21 protein-coding genes are annotated in these 18821 nt (G+C 68.2%); 12 read left to right on the plus strand and 9 right to left on the minus strand.

Annotated elements, in window-relative coordinates:
• The first annotated feature begins 64 nt into the window (after positions 1–64).
• From ribD to ribH, 5 genes are read left to right on the plus strand one after another with little or no spacing between them, the layout of a single operon-like run.
• Positions 65–1093: a bifunctional diaminohydroxyphosphoribosylaminopyrimidine deaminase/5-amino-6-(5-phosphoribosylamino)uracil reductase RibD gene (gene ribD / locus AB0M15_RS35625; protein WP_363828892.1), complete on the plus strand. Its 1029-nt coding sequence runs from the start codon at positions 65–67 to the stop codon at positions 1091–1093.
• Positions 1093–1701 (plus strand): riboflavin synthase, encoded by a 609-nt coding sequence (locus AB0M15_RS35630; RefSeq protein WP_363828897.1) that lies wholly within the window; start codon positions 1093–1095, stop codon positions 1699–1701. Before ribD ends, AB0M15_RS35630 begins: the two co-directional genes overlap by 1 nt.
• Positions 1698–2375: a nicotinamide riboside transporter PnuC gene (pnuC, locus tag AB0M15_RS35635; protein WP_363828900.1), complete on the plus strand. Its 678-nt coding sequence runs from the start codon at positions 1698–1700 to the stop codon at positions 2373–2375. Before AB0M15_RS35630 ends, pnuC begins: the two co-directional genes overlap by 4 nt.
• Positions 2376–2378: 3 nt before the next feature.
• The gene (locus AB0M15_RS35640) at positions 2379–3611 is read left to right on the plus strand and encodes a bifunctional 3,4-dihydroxy-2-butanone-4-phosphate synthase/GTP cyclohydrolase II (RefSeq protein ID WP_363828905.1); all 1233 of its coding nucleotides are present in this window, start codon (positions 2379–2381) and stop codon (positions 3609–3611) included.
• Entirely contained in the window at positions 3611–4081 is a 471-nt protein-coding gene (ribH, locus tag AB0M15_RS35645; protein ID WP_363828909.1) for a 6,7-dimethyl-8-ribityllumazine synthase, read from the plus strand. Before AB0M15_RS35640 ends, ribH begins: the two co-directional genes overlap by 1 nt.
• Positions 4082–4170: 89 nt before the next feature.
• On the opposite strand, the gene AB0M15_RS35650 is transcribed toward ribH, so the two are convergent.
• Positions 4171–6045: a hypothetical protein gene (locus tag AB0M15_RS35650; protein ID WP_363828918.1), complete on the minus strand. Its 1875-nt coding sequence runs from the start codon at positions 6043–6045 to the stop codon at positions 4171–4173.
• A 62-nt stretch (positions 6046–6107) separates the two neighbouring features.
• Between AB0M15_RS35650 and AB0M15_RS35655 the strand changes: the two genes are divergently transcribed.
• Positions 6108–7076 carry a WYL domain-containing protein gene (locus AB0M15_RS35655; protein ID WP_363828924.1) on the plus strand — a complete coding sequence of 323 codons (969 nt, stop codon included), beginning with the start codon at positions 6108–6110 and terminating at the stop codon, positions 7074–7076.
• On the opposite strand, the gene AB0M15_RS35660 is transcribed toward AB0M15_RS35655, so the two are convergent.
• Positions 7039–8013 carry a P1 family peptidase gene (locus tag AB0M15_RS35660; RefSeq protein WP_363828928.1) on the minus strand — a complete coding sequence of 325 codons (975 nt, stop codon included), beginning with the start codon at positions 8011–8013 and terminating at the stop codon, positions 7039–7041. The genes AB0M15_RS35655 and AB0M15_RS35660 overlap by 38 nt on opposite strands.
• A gap of 89 nt (positions 8014–8102) precedes the next feature.
• Between AB0M15_RS35660 and AB0M15_RS35665 the strand changes: the two genes are divergently transcribed.
• From AB0M15_RS35665 to AB0M15_RS35675, 3 genes are read left to right on the plus strand one after another with little or no spacing between them, the layout of a single operon-like run.
• Positions 8103–8366: a phosphoribosyl-ATP diphosphatase gene (locus AB0M15_RS35665; RefSeq protein WP_020390973.1), complete on the plus strand. Its 264-nt coding sequence runs from the start codon at positions 8103–8105 to the stop codon at positions 8364–8366.
• 45 nt (positions 8367–8411) lie between these two features.
• Entirely contained in the window at positions 8412–9257 is an 846-nt protein-coding gene (hisG, locus tag AB0M15_RS35670; RefSeq protein WP_363828933.1) for an ATP phosphoribosyltransferase, read from the plus strand.
• Positions 9258–9262: 5 nt separating this feature from the next.
• Positions 9263–9718, plus strand: coding sequence for a PH domain-containing protein (locus AB0M15_RS35675; protein WP_363828939.1), 456 nt, complete (start codon positions 9263–9265; stop codon positions 9716–9718).
• Here AB0M15_RS35675 and AB0M15_RS35680 read toward each other — a convergent pair.
• The 3 genes from AB0M15_RS35680 to AB0M15_RS35690 form a co-directional block, all read right to left on the minus strand.
• The gene (locus AB0M15_RS35680; protein ID WP_363828947.1) at positions 9715–10605 is read right to left on the minus strand and encodes an aldose 1-epimerase family protein; all 891 of its coding nucleotides are present in this window, start codon (positions 10603–10605) and stop codon (positions 9715–9717) included. The two genes, AB0M15_RS35675 and AB0M15_RS35680, sit on opposite strands and share 4 nt — an antisense overlap.
• A 263-nt stretch (positions 10606–10868) precedes the next feature.
• Positions 10869–11561 (minus strand): hypothetical protein, encoded by a 693-nt coding sequence (locus tag AB0M15_RS35685; protein ID WP_363828953.1) that lies wholly within the window; start codon positions 11559–11561, stop codon positions 10869–10871.
• Positions 11548–12066, minus strand: coding sequence for a hypothetical protein (locus tag AB0M15_RS35690; RefSeq protein WP_363828957.1), 519 nt, complete (start codon positions 12064–12066; stop codon positions 11548–11550). Before AB0M15_RS35690 ends, AB0M15_RS35685 begins: the two co-directional genes overlap by 14 nt.
• A gap of 172 nt (positions 12067–12238) precedes the next feature.
• Between AB0M15_RS35690 and AB0M15_RS35695 the strand changes: the two genes are divergently transcribed.
• Positions 12239–13066: a MarR family transcriptional regulator gene (locus AB0M15_RS35695; protein ID WP_363828964.1), complete on the plus strand. Its 828-nt coding sequence runs from the start codon at positions 12239–12241 to the stop codon at positions 13064–13066.
• Between the two features lie 3 nt (positions 13067–13069).
• On the opposite strand, the gene AB0M15_RS35700 is transcribed toward AB0M15_RS35695, so the two are convergent.
• On the minus strand, positions 13070–13543 hold the full coding sequence (locus AB0M15_RS35700; protein ID WP_363828973.1) for a pyridoxamine 5'-phosphate oxidase family protein: 474 nt from the start codon (positions 13541–13543) through the stop codon (positions 13070–13072).
• Positions 13544–13741: 198 nt separating this feature from the next.
• Between AB0M15_RS35700 and AB0M15_RS35705 the strand changes: the two genes are divergently transcribed.
• Positions 13742–14233 carry an SseB family protein gene (locus tag AB0M15_RS35705; RefSeq protein WP_363828982.1) on the plus strand — a complete coding sequence of 164 codons (492 nt, stop codon included), beginning with the start codon at positions 13742–13744 and terminating at the stop codon, positions 14231–14233.
• 1 nt (position 14234) lies between these two features.
• Here the strand turns inward: AB0M15_RS35705 and AB0M15_RS35710 are convergent, their stop codons facing one another.
• From AB0M15_RS35710 to AB0M15_RS35720, 3 genes are read right to left on the minus strand one after another with little or no spacing between them, the layout of a single operon-like run.
• The gene (locus tag AB0M15_RS35710; protein WP_363828990.1) at positions 14235–16727 is read right to left on the minus strand and encodes an FtsX-like permease family protein; all 2493 of its coding nucleotides are present in this window, start codon (positions 16725–16727) and stop codon (positions 14235–14237) included.
• Positions 16724–17464 (minus strand): ABC transporter ATP-binding protein, encoded by a 741-nt coding sequence (locus AB0M15_RS35715; protein WP_363828998.1) that lies wholly within the window; start codon positions 17462–17464, stop codon positions 16724–16726. The genes AB0M15_RS35710 and AB0M15_RS35715 overlap by 4 nt, the downstream gene beginning before the upstream one ends.
• Positions 17461–17901, minus strand: coding sequence for a hypothetical protein (locus AB0M15_RS35720; RefSeq protein ID WP_363829002.1), 441 nt, complete (start codon positions 17899–17901; stop codon positions 17461–17463). Before AB0M15_RS35720 ends, AB0M15_RS35715 begins: the two co-directional genes overlap by 4 nt.
• A gap of 133 nt (positions 17902–18034) precedes the next feature.
• On the opposite strand from AB0M15_RS35720, the gene AB0M15_RS35725 reads away from it, so the two are divergent.
• Entirely contained in the window at positions 18035–18760 is a 726-nt protein-coding gene (locus AB0M15_RS35725; RefSeq protein ID WP_363829005.1) for a TetR/AcrR family transcriptional regulator, read from the plus strand.
• Positions 18761–18821 lie beyond the last annotated feature (61 nt).

Consider the following 18821-nt stretch of genomic DNA (forward strand, 5'->3'; position numbering starts at 1 on the left):
GGGTCCGCGCGTGCGCCGGTTGTCATGGCCCCGGTGTGCGTCCGTGACGACGAGGGACCTGTCAGTGAAGAACGCTTCGCCGATCGACATCGCCTGGATGCGCCGTGCCGTCGAGCTCGCCGCGCGTGGCGTCGGCAGCACCCATCCGAACCCGGTCGTCGGTTGTGTCATCACCGGCCGTGACGGGCATCCGGTCGGCGAGGGCTTCCACGCCTACCCGGGCGGTCCGCACGCGGAGGTAGAGGCGCTCCGGATGGCCGGGGATCGCGCTCGCGGCGGTACGGCGTACGTGACGCTCGAGCCGTGCAACCACACCGGCCGGACCGGGCCGTGCTCGGACGCACTCATTGCGGCCGGCGTCGCCAGGGTCGTGTACGCCGTACCGGACCCGAACAAGCAGGCAGCCGGCGGTGCCGAGAAGCTCCAGGCCAAGAACATCCGGGTCGAACAAGGTGTGCTGCAGGACGAGGCCGAAGCCGTCAACCATGTCTGGCTGCACAGCGTCCGCCAGGGCCGCCCGTTCGTCACCTGGAAGTTCGCCACCACTCTCGACGGGCGCTCAGCCGCCAAGGACCGCTCGAGCAAATGGATCACCGGCCCGCTCGCCCGCGCCGACGTGCACAAGAAGCGCGCCGAGTGCGACGCGATCGCGGTCGGCACCCAGACCGTACTCACCGACGACCCCGAGCTGACCGTCCGCGACGAGCAGGACCGCCCGGCGGCCAGGCAGCCGCTACGTGTCGTCGTCGGCGACCGCGACATCCCACTCACCGCGAAGGTCCGCAACGACCGCGCCGAGACCCTCATCCTCCCCACCCACGACCCCGCCGAGGTACTCCGCCAGCTGGACGACCACCAGATCCGGCACCTCTGGCTCGAAGGCGGCCCGACGCTCGCGGCCGCGTTCCTGCGGGCCGGCTGGGTCGACCAGATCGTCGCGTACGTCGCTCCGGCGCTGCTCGGCTCCGGCTTCTCCGCCATCGGCGACCTGGGCGCGGAATCGATCAGCCACCTCAAACGCTTCAACCTTGCGGACGTCACCCGCCTCGGCGACGACGTCCGCCTCACCCTGACTCCCCTGGGAGGGAAATAGTGTTCACCGGAATCATCGAAGAGCTCGGTACGGTCGAAGCGCTCGACCTGCTGGACGGCGACGCCGCCAGGCTGACCATCCGTGGGCCGAAGGTGACCGAGGACGCCGGCCACGGCGACTCGATCTCGGTGAACGGCTGTTGCCTCACGGTGATCGAGCACGGCGATGGCACGTTCACGGCGGATGTGATGCGCGAGACGCTGCAGCGCACCAGCCTCGGCGGGGTCGAGAAGGGCTCCCGGGTGAACCTGGAGCGCGCGGTCACCGCCCACGCCAGGCTCGGTGGACACATCGTCCAGGGGCACGTCGACGGCACCGGCACGATCGCGAGCCGCGAGCCTGCGGAGCACTGGGAGGTGGTCCGGATCGCGGCGCCCGCGGAGATTCTCCGGTACGTCGCCGAGAAGGGCTCGATCGCCGTCGACGGCGTCTCCCTCACCGTGACCGATGTGGACGACAGCACCGGCACCTTCGGGATCAGCCTGATCCCCACCACGCTCGAGCTGACCGTGCTCGGGACGAACAAGATCGGCGACACCGTGAACCTCGAGGTCGACGTGATCGCCAAGTACGTCGAGCGGTTGCTAGTTGCTGGAGGCAAGGAATGAATTTCTTCGACTGGTTGCTGCACTCCCAGGTCACGATCGGTGGCTCACCGGTCCTGGTTCGCGAGATCGTCGGCAACGTGTTCGGGCTGGCCAGTGCGCTGTTCGGGATGCGCCGGCTGGTCTCGGCCTGGCCGGTGGGCATCATCGGCAACGTCTTGCTGTTCACGGTTTTCGTCGGCGGGCTGTTCGACACCCCGCAGGACAAGGACCTCTGGGGTCAGGCCGGGCGGCAGGTCTTCTTCGCGCTCGTGAGCCTCTACGGCTGGTACCGGTGGTACCAGACCCGCCACGGCGGCGCCGCGACGGGCGTGCAACCGAAGTGGGCGACGACCCGCCAGCGTCTCGAGCTGCTGGGTGTTGGCGTGGTGCTCTACGCGATCGCCTACCCGGTGCTGAAGGCGCTCGGCTCGTGGGGACCGCAGTGGGACGCGTGGATCCTGACCGGGTCGATCCTGGCGACATACGGGATGGCGCGTGGGTACGTCGAGTTCTGGCTGATCTGGATCGCCGTCGACGTGGTCGGCGTACCGCTGCTCGTGCAGGCGAAGTTCTACCCGTCCGCGACGATGTACGTCGTCTACGGGCTCTTCTGTGTCCTCGGATTCGTCTCATGGTGGCGGATCCAGAATCGTGAGTCGGCTGCGGCCACTCCTGAGCCAGTGACGGTGGGCTGACCGATGGGTGAGGTACTGAAGCTCGACACGATCGAGCATGCGATCGACGAGATCCGGGCCGGACGGCCGGTGATCGTGGTCGACGACGAGGACCGCGAGAACGAGGGCGACCTGATCTTCGCGGCCTCCAAGGCGACGCCGGAGCTGCTGGCGTTCCTGATCCGGTACAGCTCCGGCGTGGTCTGCGTCCCGATGGAGGCGGCCGAGCTCGACCGGCTCGGCATCCCGTTGATGACGCCGCACAACCGCGAGCGGCTGCGGACGGCGTACACGATCTCGGTGGATGCCCGCGACAACGTGACGACCGGCATCTCGGCGGCGGACCGGGCGCGCACCATTCGCGTGCTCGCCGACTCGGCTTCCGAGTCGTACGACCTGGTGCAGCCGGGCCACATCTTTCCGCTGCGGGCGCGCGAGGGCGGCGTGCTGGTACGTCCCGGCCACACCGAGGCGTCGCTGGATCTCGCCCGGCTCGCCGGGATGCGTCCGGCGGCGGTGATCGCCGAACTGGTCAACGACGACGGCACGATGAAGCGTGGGGGAGACCTGCGGACGTTCGCCGACGAGCACGGGCTGGTGCTCGTCTCGATCGAGGACCTGATCCGGTACCGCCGCAGGACCGAGAGCCAGATCCAGCGGGTGGCGACGACGACACTGCCGACGCAGTACGGCGATTTCGTTGCCCACGGCTACCGGAACACGATCGACGGTACCGAGCAGCTGGCGCTCGTCCGTGGCGAGATCGGTGATGGGCCGGTGCTGGTTCGGCTGCACTCGGAGTGCCTGACGGGTGACGTGTTCGGCTCGCAACGGTGTGACTGTGGTCCGCAGCTCGACGAGGCGATGCGCCAGGTGGCGGCCGAGGGCGGCGTCGTCGTGTACCTCCGTGGGCACGAAGGACGTGGCATCGGACTGCTGCACAAGCTGCAGGCGTACGAGCTGCAGGACGCCGGCCGGGACACGGTCGACGCCAACCTGGATCTCGGACTGCCGGCCGACGCCCGCGACTACGGGACCGGCGCGCAGATCCTGGCCGACCTGGGGATCACCTCGGTGAAGCTGCTGACGAACAACCCGGCCAAGCTGTCGGGCGTGCAGGGCTACGGCATCGACGTGGTCGAGCGCCGGGGCATCACGATCGACCCGACCGAGCACAACCTGCGGTACCTGTCGACCAAGCGCGACCGGATGGGCCACCACCTGCCCACCGGCACTGACGAGAACGGAGCCGTTTGATGTCGGGCAGTGGAGCACCCACCATCGAGATCCCACAGGCTGAGGGAGTGCGCGTCGCGGTCGTCGCGGCGCAGTGGCACCCGAAGGTCACCGACTCGCTCGTCGCGGGCGCCGAGCGGGCTTTGGCCGACTCGGGAGTGACCGATTTCAAGGTGATCCGGGTGCCCGGGTCGTTCGAGCTGCCGGTCGCGGCGTTGCATGCGGCCAAGGCCGGGTACGACGTGGTGGTCGCGCTCGGGGTGGTGATTCGTGGTGACACCCCGCACTTCGAGTACGTCTGCCAGGCGGCGACCGACGGGCTGATGCGGGTCGCGGTCGAGACCGGCGTACCGGTCGGTTTCGGCCTGCTGACCTGCGACAACGACCCGCAAGCCCTCGACCGCGCCGGCCTCCCGGACAGCCGCGAAGACAAGGGCTACGAGTCCGCCCAAGCAGCCCTGGCAACCCTCGTCGCCACCCGCTCCCTCTAGCCAGCAGCGGCGACCTTGAACACCATCTGGCGACCTTGAACAAGTAATAACCTGTTCAAGGTCGCCGCTTGGTGTTCAAGGTCACCGGTTCAGGCGGTGCGGGTGTGGCGCATCTTCCAGTTGCTCACCCAGGTCTCGCCGTTGTCGGTGGAGAAGAGTTGTTCCCAGGCGGCGTGGGTGGTGCCGGGGGTCCAGACGAAGCGGACGTCGATCGGTTGACCGTTCCACTCGTCGGGGCCTTCGAAGACGCCTCGGCCGTCGTTGCCGAAGGCACCGATCACCGGGGTTTCGAGGGTGCCGCGCAGGCTGTTGATCCAGTGGATGGACCAGGTCCCGGCCGTGGGGTTGTAGAGCCGTAGGGTCGCGCCGCGGAAGCCTTCGGTCGGGAACCAGCCTTCGTCGAAGCTGATTGCGCCGTCGAAGTACGAGTAGACCTTCATCTTCGACTCGACCTGGTACCACGACGCGGGCTCGCCCAGTGCGGGCCGGCGGCGTTCGTTGTGCATGTCCCACTCGCCAACCAGGAAGTCGAAATCGCTGCTGGGCTTGGGGATGTCGACCCGCGGCGGCTCGGTCGAGCGCCGGGTGAAGTCCATCGTCCAGTTCACCTCCCAGGTCTCACCCCCGTCCTCGGAGAAGGACTGCTCCCAGTGCGCGGTCGTCTCGGTGATGTCGGACCAGGCGTAGCTGACCAGGATCGGCTTGCCGTCGAGCTCCTCCTCGCCGGTCAGCCAGCAGGACTTGCCGTCCTCGGCCCAGCGGCCCTTGACCGGCGGATAGAGCTCCATCGTCGAACTGTTGATCCAGTAGATGGTCCATTCCCGCGATTCCGGGTCGAACAGCCGCACCGACATCCCGTACGACGCCTTGCCCGGGAACTGCATCTCGTCGATGCTGAGCGCGCCGTCGAAATGGGTCCGCGCGGTACACGTGCCCTCGTAGCTCTGCCAGTCGTCGCTGCCGACGAACACCTTGCCCAGAGTCCGGTGCTGCACATCGAAGTACCCGTTGAGGAAGTCGAAGTCGCTGGTCACCTTGGGGAACATCCGGGTGAACGTCATCGACCAGTTGCTCTCCCAGGACGCGCCGCCGTCGACGGAGAAGAACTGCTCCCAGACCGGTACGTCGCCCTTCGTCCACCGGAACCGGACGTCCACCGGCTGCCCGTCATGTGTGTCCGGGCCTTCGAGGATGCCGACGCCATCAGCCCCGAAGCCGCCGTACACGGGCGGCTCCAGCACGCCGCGCTTGCTGTTGATCCAGTAGATCGCCCACGCGCCGGCCTCCACGTCGTACAGGCGAACAGTCATCCCGTCGAAGTCCTCGGTCGGGAAGAAGGTCTCGTCGATGCAGACGGCGCCGTTGAACAGCGTGTACGCCTCGGCCGTGCCCGGGTATTCACGCCACTCGTCGCTGCCGGTCAGCGGGGCGAGGAGCTGGCGATGCTGCACCTTCCAGGAGCCGACGAAGAAGTCGAAGTCACCGGTGACCTTGGGGGTGTCGATGGGCGGCGGTTCGGTCGACCGCCGGGTGAAGTCCATCGTCCAGTTCGTCTGCCAGGTCTCGCCGCCGTCCTCGGAGTACGCCTGCTCCCAGTGCGCGGTGTCGTCCGTGACGTCGGACCAGCGCAGCCGGACGGGGATCATCCGGTCGCCGAGGTCGTCCTCGCCGTACAGGGTGCAGACGCCGTCCGACCAGCCGCCGCGCACCGGCGGCTGGAGCTTGCCGGTCTTGCTGCTGACCCAGTAGATCGTCCAGACCTTCTCAGCCGGGTCGTACAGGCGAAGTGACATCCCGTACGCCGCTTTGCCCGGGAATCGCGCCTCGTCGACGCTGACTGCGCCGGCGTGATGGGTGCGGCCGGTGTGCGTGCCGGCGAACTCGTTCCAGTCGCCGGCCGGGGTGAGGACGCGGTGGGCGACGTCGAAGTGGCCGTTGAGGAAGTCGAACTCGTTTGTGCTCATGTCCTAGAGCCTGGCGTGTATACCTGCCAGTGAGTGTCAGTGATTACGGCTAACCTCGAATCATGCGCTCGAGCCGGCTCCTCCAGATCCTTCTGCTGCTGCAGACGCGGCGGCAGCTGACCGCGCGGGAGCTCGCTGCTGAGCTCGAGGTGTCGCTCCGGACGATCTACCGCGATGTCGAGGCACTCGCGGCGGCCGGCGTACCGGTTTATGCCGATCAGGGGCGCGCGGGCGGGTACCGGCTGGTCGACGGGTACCGGACCAAGCTGACCGGGCTGAACGAAGGCGAGGCGGCCGCGCTGTTCCTGGTCGGGATGCCCGGGCCGGCGGCGGCGCTGGGGCTGACCGAGCAGACGAGTTCGGCCGAGTTGAAGCTGCTGGCCGCGCTCGCGCCGGATCAGCGGGATCGGGCTGGGCGGCTGAAGAATCGCTTCCACCTCGACATGCCCGCGTGGTACCGGGATGCCGAGGAGTCGCCGTACCTGGCCGCCGTCGCGTCAGCGGTGATGGAGGATCGGCGGATCAAGGTGCTCTATCGCCGGTGGGAGGCGCCGCGCGAGGTCGAGCGGACGCTCGAACCGTACGGGCTCGTCCTGAAGAACGGCACCTGGTACGTCGTCGCGGCGGCGCCCGGTGGGGCGCGGACGTACCGCGTCTCCAACATCTTGCAACTCGCCCCCACCGACGAGGTCTTCACGCGGCCGGATGGCTTCGACCTGGCGCAGCGCTGGCAGGAACACCTCGACCGCTTCGAGTCCGAACGCTTCACCGGCGAAGCGGTGGTGCGGATCTCCGCTCGCCTGGTCGCCGGGCTCGCCGACCTTTCGGCAACCCTGCTCCTGAAGGCGATCGCCGACACCGGCGCGGAGCCCGCCGCCGACGGCAGCATCACCGTCGCGGTCCCGATCGAGTCCATCCCCAACGCTGCAACCGGCCTGATCCGCTACGGCAACCTGCTCGAAGTCTTAGAACCTCCGGAGCTACGCGCCGAGCTCAAGCAGTTGGCGGAGTCGGTCGCAGCCCTCTACTGATCAGCTCATGCGGCACCGCGTACTGCGTGTGCCCGTTGTACCCGGTAACCGTCGCCGCCATGGTCAACGAGTTGAGCAGCGCTTCTTCCACCGCTTCCATCGTCGCCTGGAACACCTCCTTCAACTCGTACTCCCGCATCGCCGCCGCCTTGCTTGTGCTGAACGCGATCGCATAGTCCCCACTCCCCGGTGAGAAGTCCGACCCGACCCGCCCCATCGCGAACACCGCCCGCCGAGCCACCCGCCCCAACTGCCGCGCATCGACAGCCAGATCGGTCGCCACGACGATCACACAAGAATTCCCCTCCGGCACAGGCATCTCCACCGGCGGCACGACCGGCGTCCCCAGCACCGTCAAAGTCCCCGAGAAGTTCGCCTGCACCAACACCCCGACCACCCCTCCTGCGACGCGACGAGACGACGTACCGATCCCAGCCTTGAAACCGAGCGCCACTGTGCCGGTCCCCGCTCCAACGTTGCCCTCAGCAGGAAGGTCCGCGGAGGCGGAGTCGAGCGCCGCGAAGACGTGTTCCGCGGTGACCGGCCGGGAGCGGATGTCCGACAGGTAGCCGTCGTTGGTCTCACCGACGACCGGATTGAGGCTGATCGCCGACGGATCCCGGTCCATCAGCCAGGTGAGCAGGGCGTCGGCAACCCGGAACACCGAGAGGGTTCCGGTCAGCAGCACCGGCGTCTCCAGCACACCGAGCTCATCCACCTGCGTCGACCCGACCAGCTTCCCGTACCCGTTGCCGACAGCAATCGCGGCCGGCAGCCCATCGGCGTACCGATCAGGCACGATCGCGGTAACCCCCGTATTCACCGGCCCGGTCGCCAACGTCGCGTGGCCGACCAGCACACCAGGGACGTCGGTGATCGCATTCAGCCGACCGGTCGGCAGAGTGCCTGGCGTCACTCCCAAGGAACGAATTCTCATAGGACCCATCCTGCTGGAGCACCCGGAAAGTCCGGGGAGCGAGACCTGATCGCTACCTGATGGTGGGGGACCTCTAGGCTGGTGGGGCGATGAAGACCTTTGACGAGTTGTTCGCCGAGTTGGGCGAGAAGGCGCTGACCCGGCCGGAGGGCTCCGGCACGGTGGCCGCGCTGGATGCCGGCGTGCACACGATCGGGAAGAAGCTGGTCGAGGAGGCCGCCGAGTCCTGGATGGCCGCCGAGCACGAGGGCAAGGAGCGGGCCGCGGAGGAGCTGAGCCAGCTGCTCTACCACGCGCAGGTGATGATGCACGCGCTCGGCCTGAGCCTCGACGACGTGTACCGACATCTGTAGGAGCACCCACAGATCCGGTTCACCTCCCACAGATTGGCCCAAGTCATGCTGCGCGTCGCAGTACCCAACAAAGGCTCGCTGAGCGAAGCCGCCACCTCCATCCTGTCCGAGGCGGGCTACCGGCAGCGCCGGACCACCAAGGACCTGTCGCTGACCGACCCGGACAACGGCGTCGAGTTCTACTACCTGCGCCCGCGCGACATCGCCGTGTACGTCGGTGAGGGCACCCTCGATGTCGGCATCTCCGGCCGCGACCTGGTGCTCGACTCGCACGCCGACGCCGACACCATTCTCGAGCTCGGCTTCGGCGGCTCGACCTTCCGGTTCGCCGGCCGGCCGGGCGTGGCGCAGTCGGTCAAGGACCTGCAGGGCAAGCGGATCGCCACCAGCTTCGCCGGCATCCTCGGCGACCACCTGGCCGAGAACGGCGTCGAGGCGTCCGTGGTCAAGCTCGACGGCGCGGTCGAGTCCGCGGTACAGCTCGGTGTCGCCGACGTGATCGCCGACGTCGTCGAGACCGGTACCACGCTCCGCCAGGCCGGCCTCGAGGTGTTCGGCGACGTGATCCTCAAGTCCGAGGCGGTGCTGATCCGCCGCCACGGCGTCGAGAAGCCGGCCGGGCTGGAGCAGCTCGTCCGCCGGCTGGAAGGCGTCCTGGTCGCGCGCAACTACGTGATGATGGACTACGACATCCGCGCCGAAGCCGTCGAGGCCGCGAACGCGGTCGCGCCCGGCCTGGAATCGCCGACGGTCTCGCCGCTTCATCGGGAGGGCTGGGTCGCCGTCCGGGTGATGGTGCTCCGAGCCGACGCACAGCGGATCATGGACCAGCTCTGGGAGGTCGGGGCGCGCGCGATCCTGACCACCGACATCCACGCCTGCCGGATCTGACCGCGATGACCCCGAAGGCGCCGGCCGCCAAGGCGCTGTGGACGTTCCATCCGTGGGCCATCGCCGTGATGGCCGGCGTGATGGGACTGTCGATCGTCGCCGTCTTCGGGGTGATCTGGGTCCGGCTGTCGCCCGAGTCCCGCGGCACCTTCAGCCTCTTCCAGCAACTCACCCTGCTCGCGTTCTTCGGCACGGTGCTCTATCTGCTGTACCGGATGGCGACGGTTCGTGTCACGGCGTACGAGGACAGCCTGCGGGTCCGCAACGTCTTCCGCACCTACCGCTACCCGTGGCAGGACGTGAAGGCGTTGCGTTTCCGCGCGGGCGACCCCTGGCTGCAACTCTTCGACACCGAAGGCAACCGCCTGGGCATCCTCGCGGTCCAGGCCTCCGAAGGCGCCCGGGCAGGCCGGGCCGCCAAGGAGTTGGCGGCCGTGGCCCGGTCGCATGGAGCCGGCTAGATACTCACCCTGAAGCTGGTCGAGTGCTCGTCGCCGGGCTTCAGTACGACGAGGTCGTCGCCGCTGATGAAGGCGTCCGGCGGGCAAGTCATCGGTTCGACCGCCAGGCCGACGCGACCGATCGCGTTGGCGGTGTAGAGCTGCATCCATCGGGTGTCGCTGGTCAGCCGAGCCGAGTTGCCGGTCGCCGGGTCGGTCAGGCGGACTTCCCAGCTGGCCGGCAGGTTGGTGAAGGCGTTGTCGATGTCCAGGTCCTGGAGTTTGCGAGCCTGCCCGAAGTCGTACTGCGATCCGCTGACCGGCGCGAGTCCGATCGGGCTCAGCCGGTCAGGGGTGACCTCCAGCCAATCGGCGGCGGTGAACTCCAGCTCGCACTCGTCGATCTGCCGGCCGACGGTGAGGTAGGGATGGGTGCCATACCCGTACGGCGCGTCCCCGGCGCCCACGTTGACCGCCGTCGCCGTGACGGTCAGACCGTTGGTCGCATCGAGCTGGTACGTGAGGGTCAGGTCCAGCTGGTGCGGGTACCCCGGCTGTCCGTGCAACCGGTAGCCGACCTCGACGTACGCCTCGTCGCTGCCGTCGTCGACCCGCTCCCAGTTCGCCCAGCGGGTCAGCCCGTGGATCGCGTTCTGACGGGCCGGCTCGGTCAGGTACAGCTGCTGGTCGACGCCCTGGAACGTGTACTTCCCGTCCGTGATCCGGTTCGGCCACGGGAACAGGTGCTGGCCGATGCCGGCCCGGGCGGGTTGGTCCTCCGGATAGCCGAGGAGGACTTCGCGGCCGGCGTACGAGAGCCCCCGCAACCCACCTCCCACGCTCACCACGGTCCCGGAGTACTCCCCGGCACGAATGGTCCACTGCTCACCCGACGGCAGAACGCTCATGTGCCCCATCCTCCCGCACCCCGGACCGCCTCCACGCTGCCCGCCAGGTTTCGCGAGGCGATGTGTCCCGATCGACAGGACATAGCTCACGCCGCCTAGTGCACCTTGAGCGCAGCCGGCGCTTTCGCGTACGGCGTCTCGGGGTGCACTACCTGTCGAGCGGGACACATTTCCCATCGCCAAGGCGTTCGGCAGAACTGCAGGCGAGTGAGCCCGAGGCAGCGAGGAGGCAGGTACGCCGGGATCGCCCGAGGCGGCGGGAGTTAGCTGGCGGCCGAGTCGTGGGGGAGGTTGACCGACTTGGTGATGAGTTCGAGGTCTGGGTCGTGGGGGAGGGTGGGGTCGCCGTCGACGACCAGGTTGGCCCGGGAACGGGTGTTCTCGGTGGCGAAGTGGTCGCGCTCCCAGCGCATCCAGTCCAGCCAGCGGTCGCGCAGCGCCTCGCCGTCACGTTCGATGCCGCGGTCGAGGCGTACCTCGTTGGTCGTCTCGATCCAGATCTTCAGCGACTGCCAGCGGTCGGCGTCGCGGTCGCAGGACGTGACGCCTTCGACGATCAGCAGCTCGACGGTCGCCGGCACGAGGTGCAGCTCCGCGTACGCGCCGGCTGCCCAGTCGTAGCGGCGGTACCGTCCCTCGCGGCCGTCGGCCAGGCGGGTGAGCACGTGGTCTCGCAGGAGCGCGAAACCCTGTACTGCGCCGTCCCAACCGGCGTACAGGTCGTCCATGTGGAGCACCAGGGTCCGCAGGCCGCGCGCCTCCGCACGCGCGGCGAAGCGGTCGGCCAGGGTGCTCTTGCCGGATCCGGCCGGGCCGTCGATGCCGATCAGCCGGGTCTTGCCGAGCCGGGCGGGGGACGCCTGGACGTGGTCGAGCAGGCTGTCGATGGTCACCGGCTGAGTGCTCGCCGGCTGGGTGGTCAGGGGGTCGCTGGTCAGGCGATTAGTTGATTCCATGGCGTTTCAGGATGTCCTCGATCTCGTCGAACTCCGACGATTCCTGACCCTTCGCCGCCTTGGGGGCCTTGGCGGGCTTCGGGGTCTTGGCGGGCCCGCCGGCGGTGGCCGGGGCAGGGCCGCTGGCGGTCAGTTCACCGATCGCGTCAGAGGCCGGCCGGGTGGCCGACTGGGGCTTGGGTGCCTTCTCCCGGTTCCCACCCCGGCCCTTGGCCAAGCCGGAGACGACGTAGAGCACGACCGAGACGCCGAACAGCGCCACGCCGGCCCACACGGTGGGGGAGAAGATCAGGTGCGTGATCCAGCTGCTCACGGACTTCACCACGTCCCAGATCAGCTCGAGCAGCCCGGTCAGGTACAGCGAGACCGGGAGCAGCGACCAAGCCACGCCGCGGACACCCGAAGCGAGTCCGCGGCGCCGCCAGGCGGCCCACGAACCGATCAGGCCGAGCAGCGTGAGGCCGACACAGAACGGCAGCAGCGTCAGATCGTTGAAGTCAGGCACATCTCCAGGCTCGCACAAGTCCGCAGGGATCCAAGGGGGGAAAGGCCCTGACACCACCCTGAAACGCCCCCCGACAGACTCCCGTGCGGAGCGGCCCCGGGTTGCGTACCGTCCCGGGGTACGGGTTTGCTGTTCGTCCACGACGAGTGGGTCACCACCACGGGAGATGCCGATGACGTCGCACCCGCTGATCAAGGTCCATCGCATGTTCGAGTTGGTCGAGCCGCTCGCCACGGTCAGCTTCTCCGACATGGTGACCGAGGCGTTCCGGGCCCTCGGTATGCGCAACTACTGGGACGGGTACTTCGCCGGCCGCGCTGCGCCGCTGGGCCTGGCGCCGGCCGAGGTGGTGCACGCAGCCTTCTACAACTTCGCCGACGGCGAGGTGGCCCGCCACATCCCGTGGGTTTGGGGGAAGACCACCCCGGAGGAGGCGATCGCCGTTCGCGAGCGGGGCAGCGCCACCGCACTGCGGCAGCGGATGGGGCAGCTCGCCGACTCGCCCGGTCTGGTACGGATCGCCGACCTCGCCACCCGGGCGGCGATCAGCGCGCCCACCGAGGGTCGCGTCCTGTACGCCGGTCTGCGGGCGCTCGCCGTACCTGAAGAGCCGGTGGCCAGGCTCTGGCATGCGGCGACGCTGCTGCGGGAGTACCGCGGGGACGGCCATAACGCTGCCCTTGTCGCTCACGGAATCGGTGGCACCGAGGCTCACGTCCTGATGGCTCTCTCCCTCGGAATGAGGCCGGAGGAGTTCGACCGGATCCACCATCTGCCCAGGGCGCAGCTCGCCGCTGTCATCGAGGGGCTGCGCGACCGCGGCCTCGTGGACACCGCCGGCAGGTTCACCGATGCCGGCCGGGAGACCCGGGAGCGGATCGACGCCCTCACCGACGAACTGGCGGCACCGGCGTACGAGGTACTCAGCGTCCACGAACTCGACGAGCTGGTCGGATGGCTCGAGCCGATCGCTGCAACGGCTCAGGCCGGTGATCACTGAGGTCTAGCCGAGGTCCACTGTCATTCGCCGGTCAGTGCCGGTTCCGTACTCCGGGTGCCGGCCGGGGATGTGGATCGAGTGTTCGGTGATCCGTGCCCGGTACAGCCGCCGGACCTCTGGATCACGCAGCTCCGGCCCAGTGAACTGCTTGAGTCCCGGGAACCGGGTCCAGACAACGGTGTCGAGGCATCCCTCCAACTCGTCGTCCGGGACCACCTCGGCCTGGGCGATCAAGTAGACCGCCTCCCCGCGGCCGATCTCCGCCGCGGAGTCGAAGACCACCATGCTGACTTCGGGGCGCTCGGCGATGTTCCGTGAATGTTGTGATTGGAGGGACGACACCCAGTAGACGACCGAGTAGCCATCCGGCGAGAAGTACACCGGTGACACCCGCGGGCGACCGTCCGGGTCCACGGTTCCGAGAACCATGTACCGATTGCTGTCGATCAGGTGCTTGGCCAACGCGACGGGTTCCATACCAGAGAAGCTAGCTGCGCTGGGGTGCGACGCCTCATGACCAGAGCCGGCGCGTGCCAGCGCAGCGAACTCGCCGATCGTCGAGTCGCAGGATCTCCCCCCTCAGTTCTGCTGCCACTGCGACATCGAGAGGACCGAACCGGGCGGGCTGTAGGCACCACTGCCTGTTGCGCGTAGGGCGCGGGGGACAATGGGCGGGTGCAACCAGAACGCAAGCTCGCCTTCACCGGGTTCGATGACGATGACGGGTCGGCTGATGCCGCCCTCGCCGAGGCCTTGGGCCAGCGGGATCAGGGAGCGATTCTGGCGGCGTTGACGAAGGCGCGGTTGCTGGTGCCGGTGGTGGCGATGTTGGGCGAGGTCGAGTACGACGAGCGCGGGCTGGCGCATGACAAGACGTCGGACATGGCCGTCGCGCTGCTGAAGGGGCAGGACGGGCGGAACGCCTTGTTGGCCTTCACGAGCACCGAGAGCCTGAAGCTTTGGAGTCCTGAGGCGCGGCCGATGCCTGCTCAGGCGCAACTGGTCGCGACGGCTGCCATCCAGGAAGGCGCCGCCGCGATCGTCCTCGACGTTGCCGGCCCCGCTCCCGCGGTGATCGAGACCGACGACGTACGCCGAGTAGCCGCCGGCCTCCAAGTGGTCAAACTGGAAGACGGCGGCTACGGCTGGCTCTCCACCAGCGATTGATTCAGCCGGCTGGGGAGTTGACGGCGTCCATCGGCTTGGCGCGCATCGCCAGGCGGGCTGTGATGCCGGTGGTGGGGAGGACCAAGAGCAGTACGATCGCGATCCAGCCGAGTAGGACCCAGCTGGGGCCAGAGGGCAGCGGCCAACCCCGGGTGGCGATGGCGATCGGGAAGATGCTGAAGCAGGCGGCGGCCAGGCCGAGTAGCAGGCCGAGGGCCGCGATCACCAGGTTCTCCAGGTAGAGCATCTTCGAGACCTGCTTTCGGGTCGACCCGGTCAGCCGCTGCAGCCCGAACTCGCGCCGCCGGTCGAGTACCGCGACAGCGATCGTGTTGATCGAGGCGATCGCCGTGTAGGCAATCGCGATCGCCGCCAGCAGATAGGCGATCCAAGCATCGATCCCCAGCCCGGCGTCGTACTCCGCGGACAGCAACGACCTCCCACCAACGGTCGTCCCCGGCCAATTCCCCACCTCGGCCGGCTTCGAGGTCTTCAGCAGGATCTGCGAAGGCATCCCAGCCGTCGTATGCGCCGCCAACAGGGCCGAAGGCAACAAGATCGACTCGTACCCCGAAGTACCGTCGACCAGCGCGACGATCTTCACCTTGACCAGCGCATCGTCACCCAGCCGCACACCGATCTGATCCCCGACGCCGACCTTCAAATGCTTGGCCGCACCCGGCGGCAAAGCAACCGTGTCACCGGTGAGCTGATCCAGCGAACCAGCCCGGACTTTCCCCTTGTAAACAGGACCGTTCAGCCCGAGCAACGGCCACGGATCGCTCGTGTGCGTGGAGTCGTACGGTTCCTCGATCCACCCCTTGCTCCGAACCAGCTCCGACGCCGCCGTGACCCCCGGCGCACTCCGCACCTGGTCGAACATCCCAGCCGGAATCCCACCCACCTCACTCGTGATGACGGTGTTCGCGACCAGATTGTCCGTGTACGCCTCGACCGCCGCCTTCTGCTGCGTCGTCTGCGAGTAGATGTTCCCCAGCGCGATCGCCGTTGCCAGCGTGATCGGCACCAGAATCGCCGCGAACTGCACCGCTCGCACCCGCAGATTGATCGCAGCCAGTACGCCGCTGGTCCCCGCGCGCCGCTCGAGGAACGCCGTGATCCGAGTGGTGAGCATCGCGCGAATCACCAACGGACCAAGCACCGCGACCGCGATCGACCCGGTGAGCACGGCCGGCCCGCCGATCGCGGCGGCGTTGGTCGGGCTCATGAAGATCGTCGACATCCCGACCCCGACGGTCGCCGCAGCGAAGACGGCCCCGATGATCAACCGCACCCGACCGATCACCACCGGCGGTACCGCAGCCTCCGTCAGCGCCTGAATCGGCCTGATCCGAGCCGCCCGCCCAGCCGCGAACCCAACCGTCAGCCGCAGAATCACCAGCGTCAGCACGGCCGCGCCCGCGAACGGCAGCGGTCCCTGATCGAACCGCAGCGCCGACGGCACCACCCCGTTCCCGCTCAGCATCCCGAAGATCCACTGACCCATCGTGCGCCCGAGCAGGAGTCCACCGATCAGCGCGACGATCGCCACCAGCATCGTCTCGGCGACGACCATCTTGCGCACCTGCCCGGGCGTCGCCCCACTCGCGCGCAGCAACGCCAACTCCCGCCGCCGCTGCCGGACCGACAACCCGATGGTCGCGGACACGACCAGCGCCATCACCACGGCGACCATGCCACCGAACACGCCCGACAAGATGATCAGCGGAAGACTCGTCGCGATCCCGGCAAACTCCGCCGCCCCCCGATCGTCCCCGGTCAGCGCGACCACACCCTCCGGCAACTCGAGCCGCTTGATGAGCTCGGCAACCGAAGTACCGGCCGCCGGAAACACCCCAATCGCATCCACGCGAGCCGGAGAGTCCGCAGCGGCGAAGAAGACGGACGGCACGTCGACCTCATGCTCAGCCGAGGCCAACCCAGCCAAAACGAACTCCCGAGCCGTGCCACTGACGATGATCGTCACCTTGCCACCCGGCTCGGCACCACCCGCCAGCGGACTGTCGAGGACGACCTGCCCGGCAGCGGGCGCAGCACCGGCGATCAGCTTGTACGGCGTAAGCGCAGCCGACGCCCACGCATGACCGGCCAGCACAGCGCCGCCGGACGCAGCGACGCCCTTGCCGGACGCAGCGACGCCCTTGCTGGAGGCAACGACTGCGGGGAAGGAGACGTCTGGGATCGCCTGTGCGACGCCTTCGACTGCGGTGAGCTTGGTGACGAGGGTGGGGTCGACGCCGTGGCGTTCGGGGTACGCGACGGACCCCGAGCCGTTTGGCGGGTGGTAGGCGGGTCGGCCTGTGACGATGATGGGTGCGTCCGCCAGGCGTTGGGGTGCGGCGTTGAGCCGCAGGCCGGTTTCGAGCAGGCCGCCCGCGGCCGACATCAGCGAGCTGCCCAGCAGTACGGCGACGAAGATCGCGAGGAAGGCCGCGGTACGGAACCGCAGACTGGATAACGCGAGCCGGATCATGTCAGCACCCTCGATCGAGACAGTTTTGCGAGTTCCGCCGCGACGCTGTCGGCCGTCGGGGCGGGAGACTCGGAGACGATGCGACCGTCGACGAGGAAGACCACCTTGTCGGCGTACGACGCCGCGACCGGGTCATGCGTGACCATCACGATCGTCTGCCCGGCCGCGCGAGCCTGGTCCCTCAGCAGCGACAGCACTTCGAGCGCAGTCTGCGTATCCAGCGCCCCGGTCGGCTCGTCCGCGAAGGTGATCGCGGCCGACCCGGCCAGGGCGCGAGCGATCGCGACCCGCTGCTGCTGACCACCCGACAACTCACTCGGCCGGTGCTTGGTGCGCTCACTCAGACCGACCCGCCGGATGACCTCGGTCACCCACTTCTCGTCCGGTGTCCGGCCGGCAAGCGTCTGCGGGAGGACGATGTTCTGCCGGACGGTCAACGCCGGCATCAGGTTGAACGCCTGGAAGACGAAGGCGACATGCTCACGCCGGAGTTCGGTCAACGCGGTCTCGTCGAGTCCGCGCAACGGCGTACCGGCCAGGTGGACCTCACCCGAGCTGGGCTCGTCCAGCCCGGCCGCACAGTGCAGCAGCGTGCTCTTGCCGGATCCGGATGGACCCATCACCGCGGTAAAGGTGCCTTGGGCAAAGGAGTAGCTCACCCCGCCCAGCGCGGTGACCGCGCCGGGCCCGGAGCCGTACACCTTCTGTACTTCGTTGAGCTCGACCGGCGCATTCATCGGGCAGTCCGAGGCTCGAGCCGGGACTTGCGGTGATACGACTCATTCGACCACCACAACACCCCGACCGCCAGCCCGAGACCGACGTCGGACCAGAGCCACCACGGCCAGTCGAGATGCCCGAAGGCGGCCAGCACGACCCAGATCACGAACTGGATCACGCAGACCGCGAGCCAGCCGACCGCCGCGATCCGCAGCGCGAGGGTCAGCCCGGTCGGCGGTACCGCGTCGTGCAGACCGGCCAGTACCTCGCGCAGCTCGCCGCGACGGTGGGACGCGTTCAGCAGCCGGTGCCGGTCGGCAGCCTGCTGTGCGGACAGGATTCCTTGCCGGGCGGCGCTCTCGATCTTGGCGTGCGCCGCCTGCTTGTCGGTGTGACTGAGCTCCAGCTCGTCGGGTGAGACCAGCGGGCCGAGGTTTGCGTTGAGTGTGTTCATGGGAAACAGCGTATGGGTTGAACAGTTTCACTTTGGATGGTCTTGGAACCCTTTTCACCGGTGGTGCTAGGTCCCCTGCGCGCCGGGTGCCAGCCTTCCTGCGTCCCGCGGCCGGGTGCGGAAGGATGGGGGTATGACAGAGGAGCCGGCGCAGTTACCGCCCGGCCTCGCCCTGTCCTGGGGCGTGCACCCGGTCCAGCGCCGCGGCCCGAAGCCGGCCCTCACGGTCGACCAGATCGTCGCCACCGGGATCGAGTTCGGCGACGCGCAGGGTTTCGAGGCCATCTCGCTGCAGAAGATCGCGGCGCATCTCGGCGTCTCCACCAATGCGATGTACCGCTACCTCTCCTCCAAGGACGAGCTGATCGTCCTCGTCGCGGAGAAGGCATGGGGCCGCGCACCGGAGCACATCCTGCAGGCGCCCGGCTGGCGCGCCGGAGCCCGCGCCTGGGTCAAGGCGATGGTCGACCGGTACGCCGAACGCCCCTGGCTGCTCGACGTGCCCATCCGTGGCGCGCCCGTCACGCCCAACCTGCTGCACTGGGTGGAGACGCTGCTTACGGTGATGGAAGACACCGGCCTGAGCCAGCACGACGCCCTCGGCTGTGCAGTCCTCTTCGACGGCTACGCCCGCAGCTACGCAAACCTCGCCCGCCAACTCGGAGCCAGCGACTCGGCTCCCGTCGAGTCGCTGGCGGTCGGCGAGTTCCTGGTGCCCCGGCTGCAGTCGGCGGGCTACGACCGCCTGCTGGCGATGTACACGAACCAGGAGTACGAGGACACCCTCGACGACGACTTCGACTTCGGCCTCGACCGCATCCTCGACGGCATCCAGACCCTCATCGACCGGCGTCCTTGAACACCAAGCGGTGACCTTGAACATGAAATAACTTGTTCAAGCTCACCGCTTGGTGTTCAAG

The organism is Kribbella sp. NPDC051718 (assembly GCF_040681515.1).
GTDB lineage: Bacteria > Actinomycetota > Actinomycetes > Propionibacteriales > Kribbellaceae > Kribbella.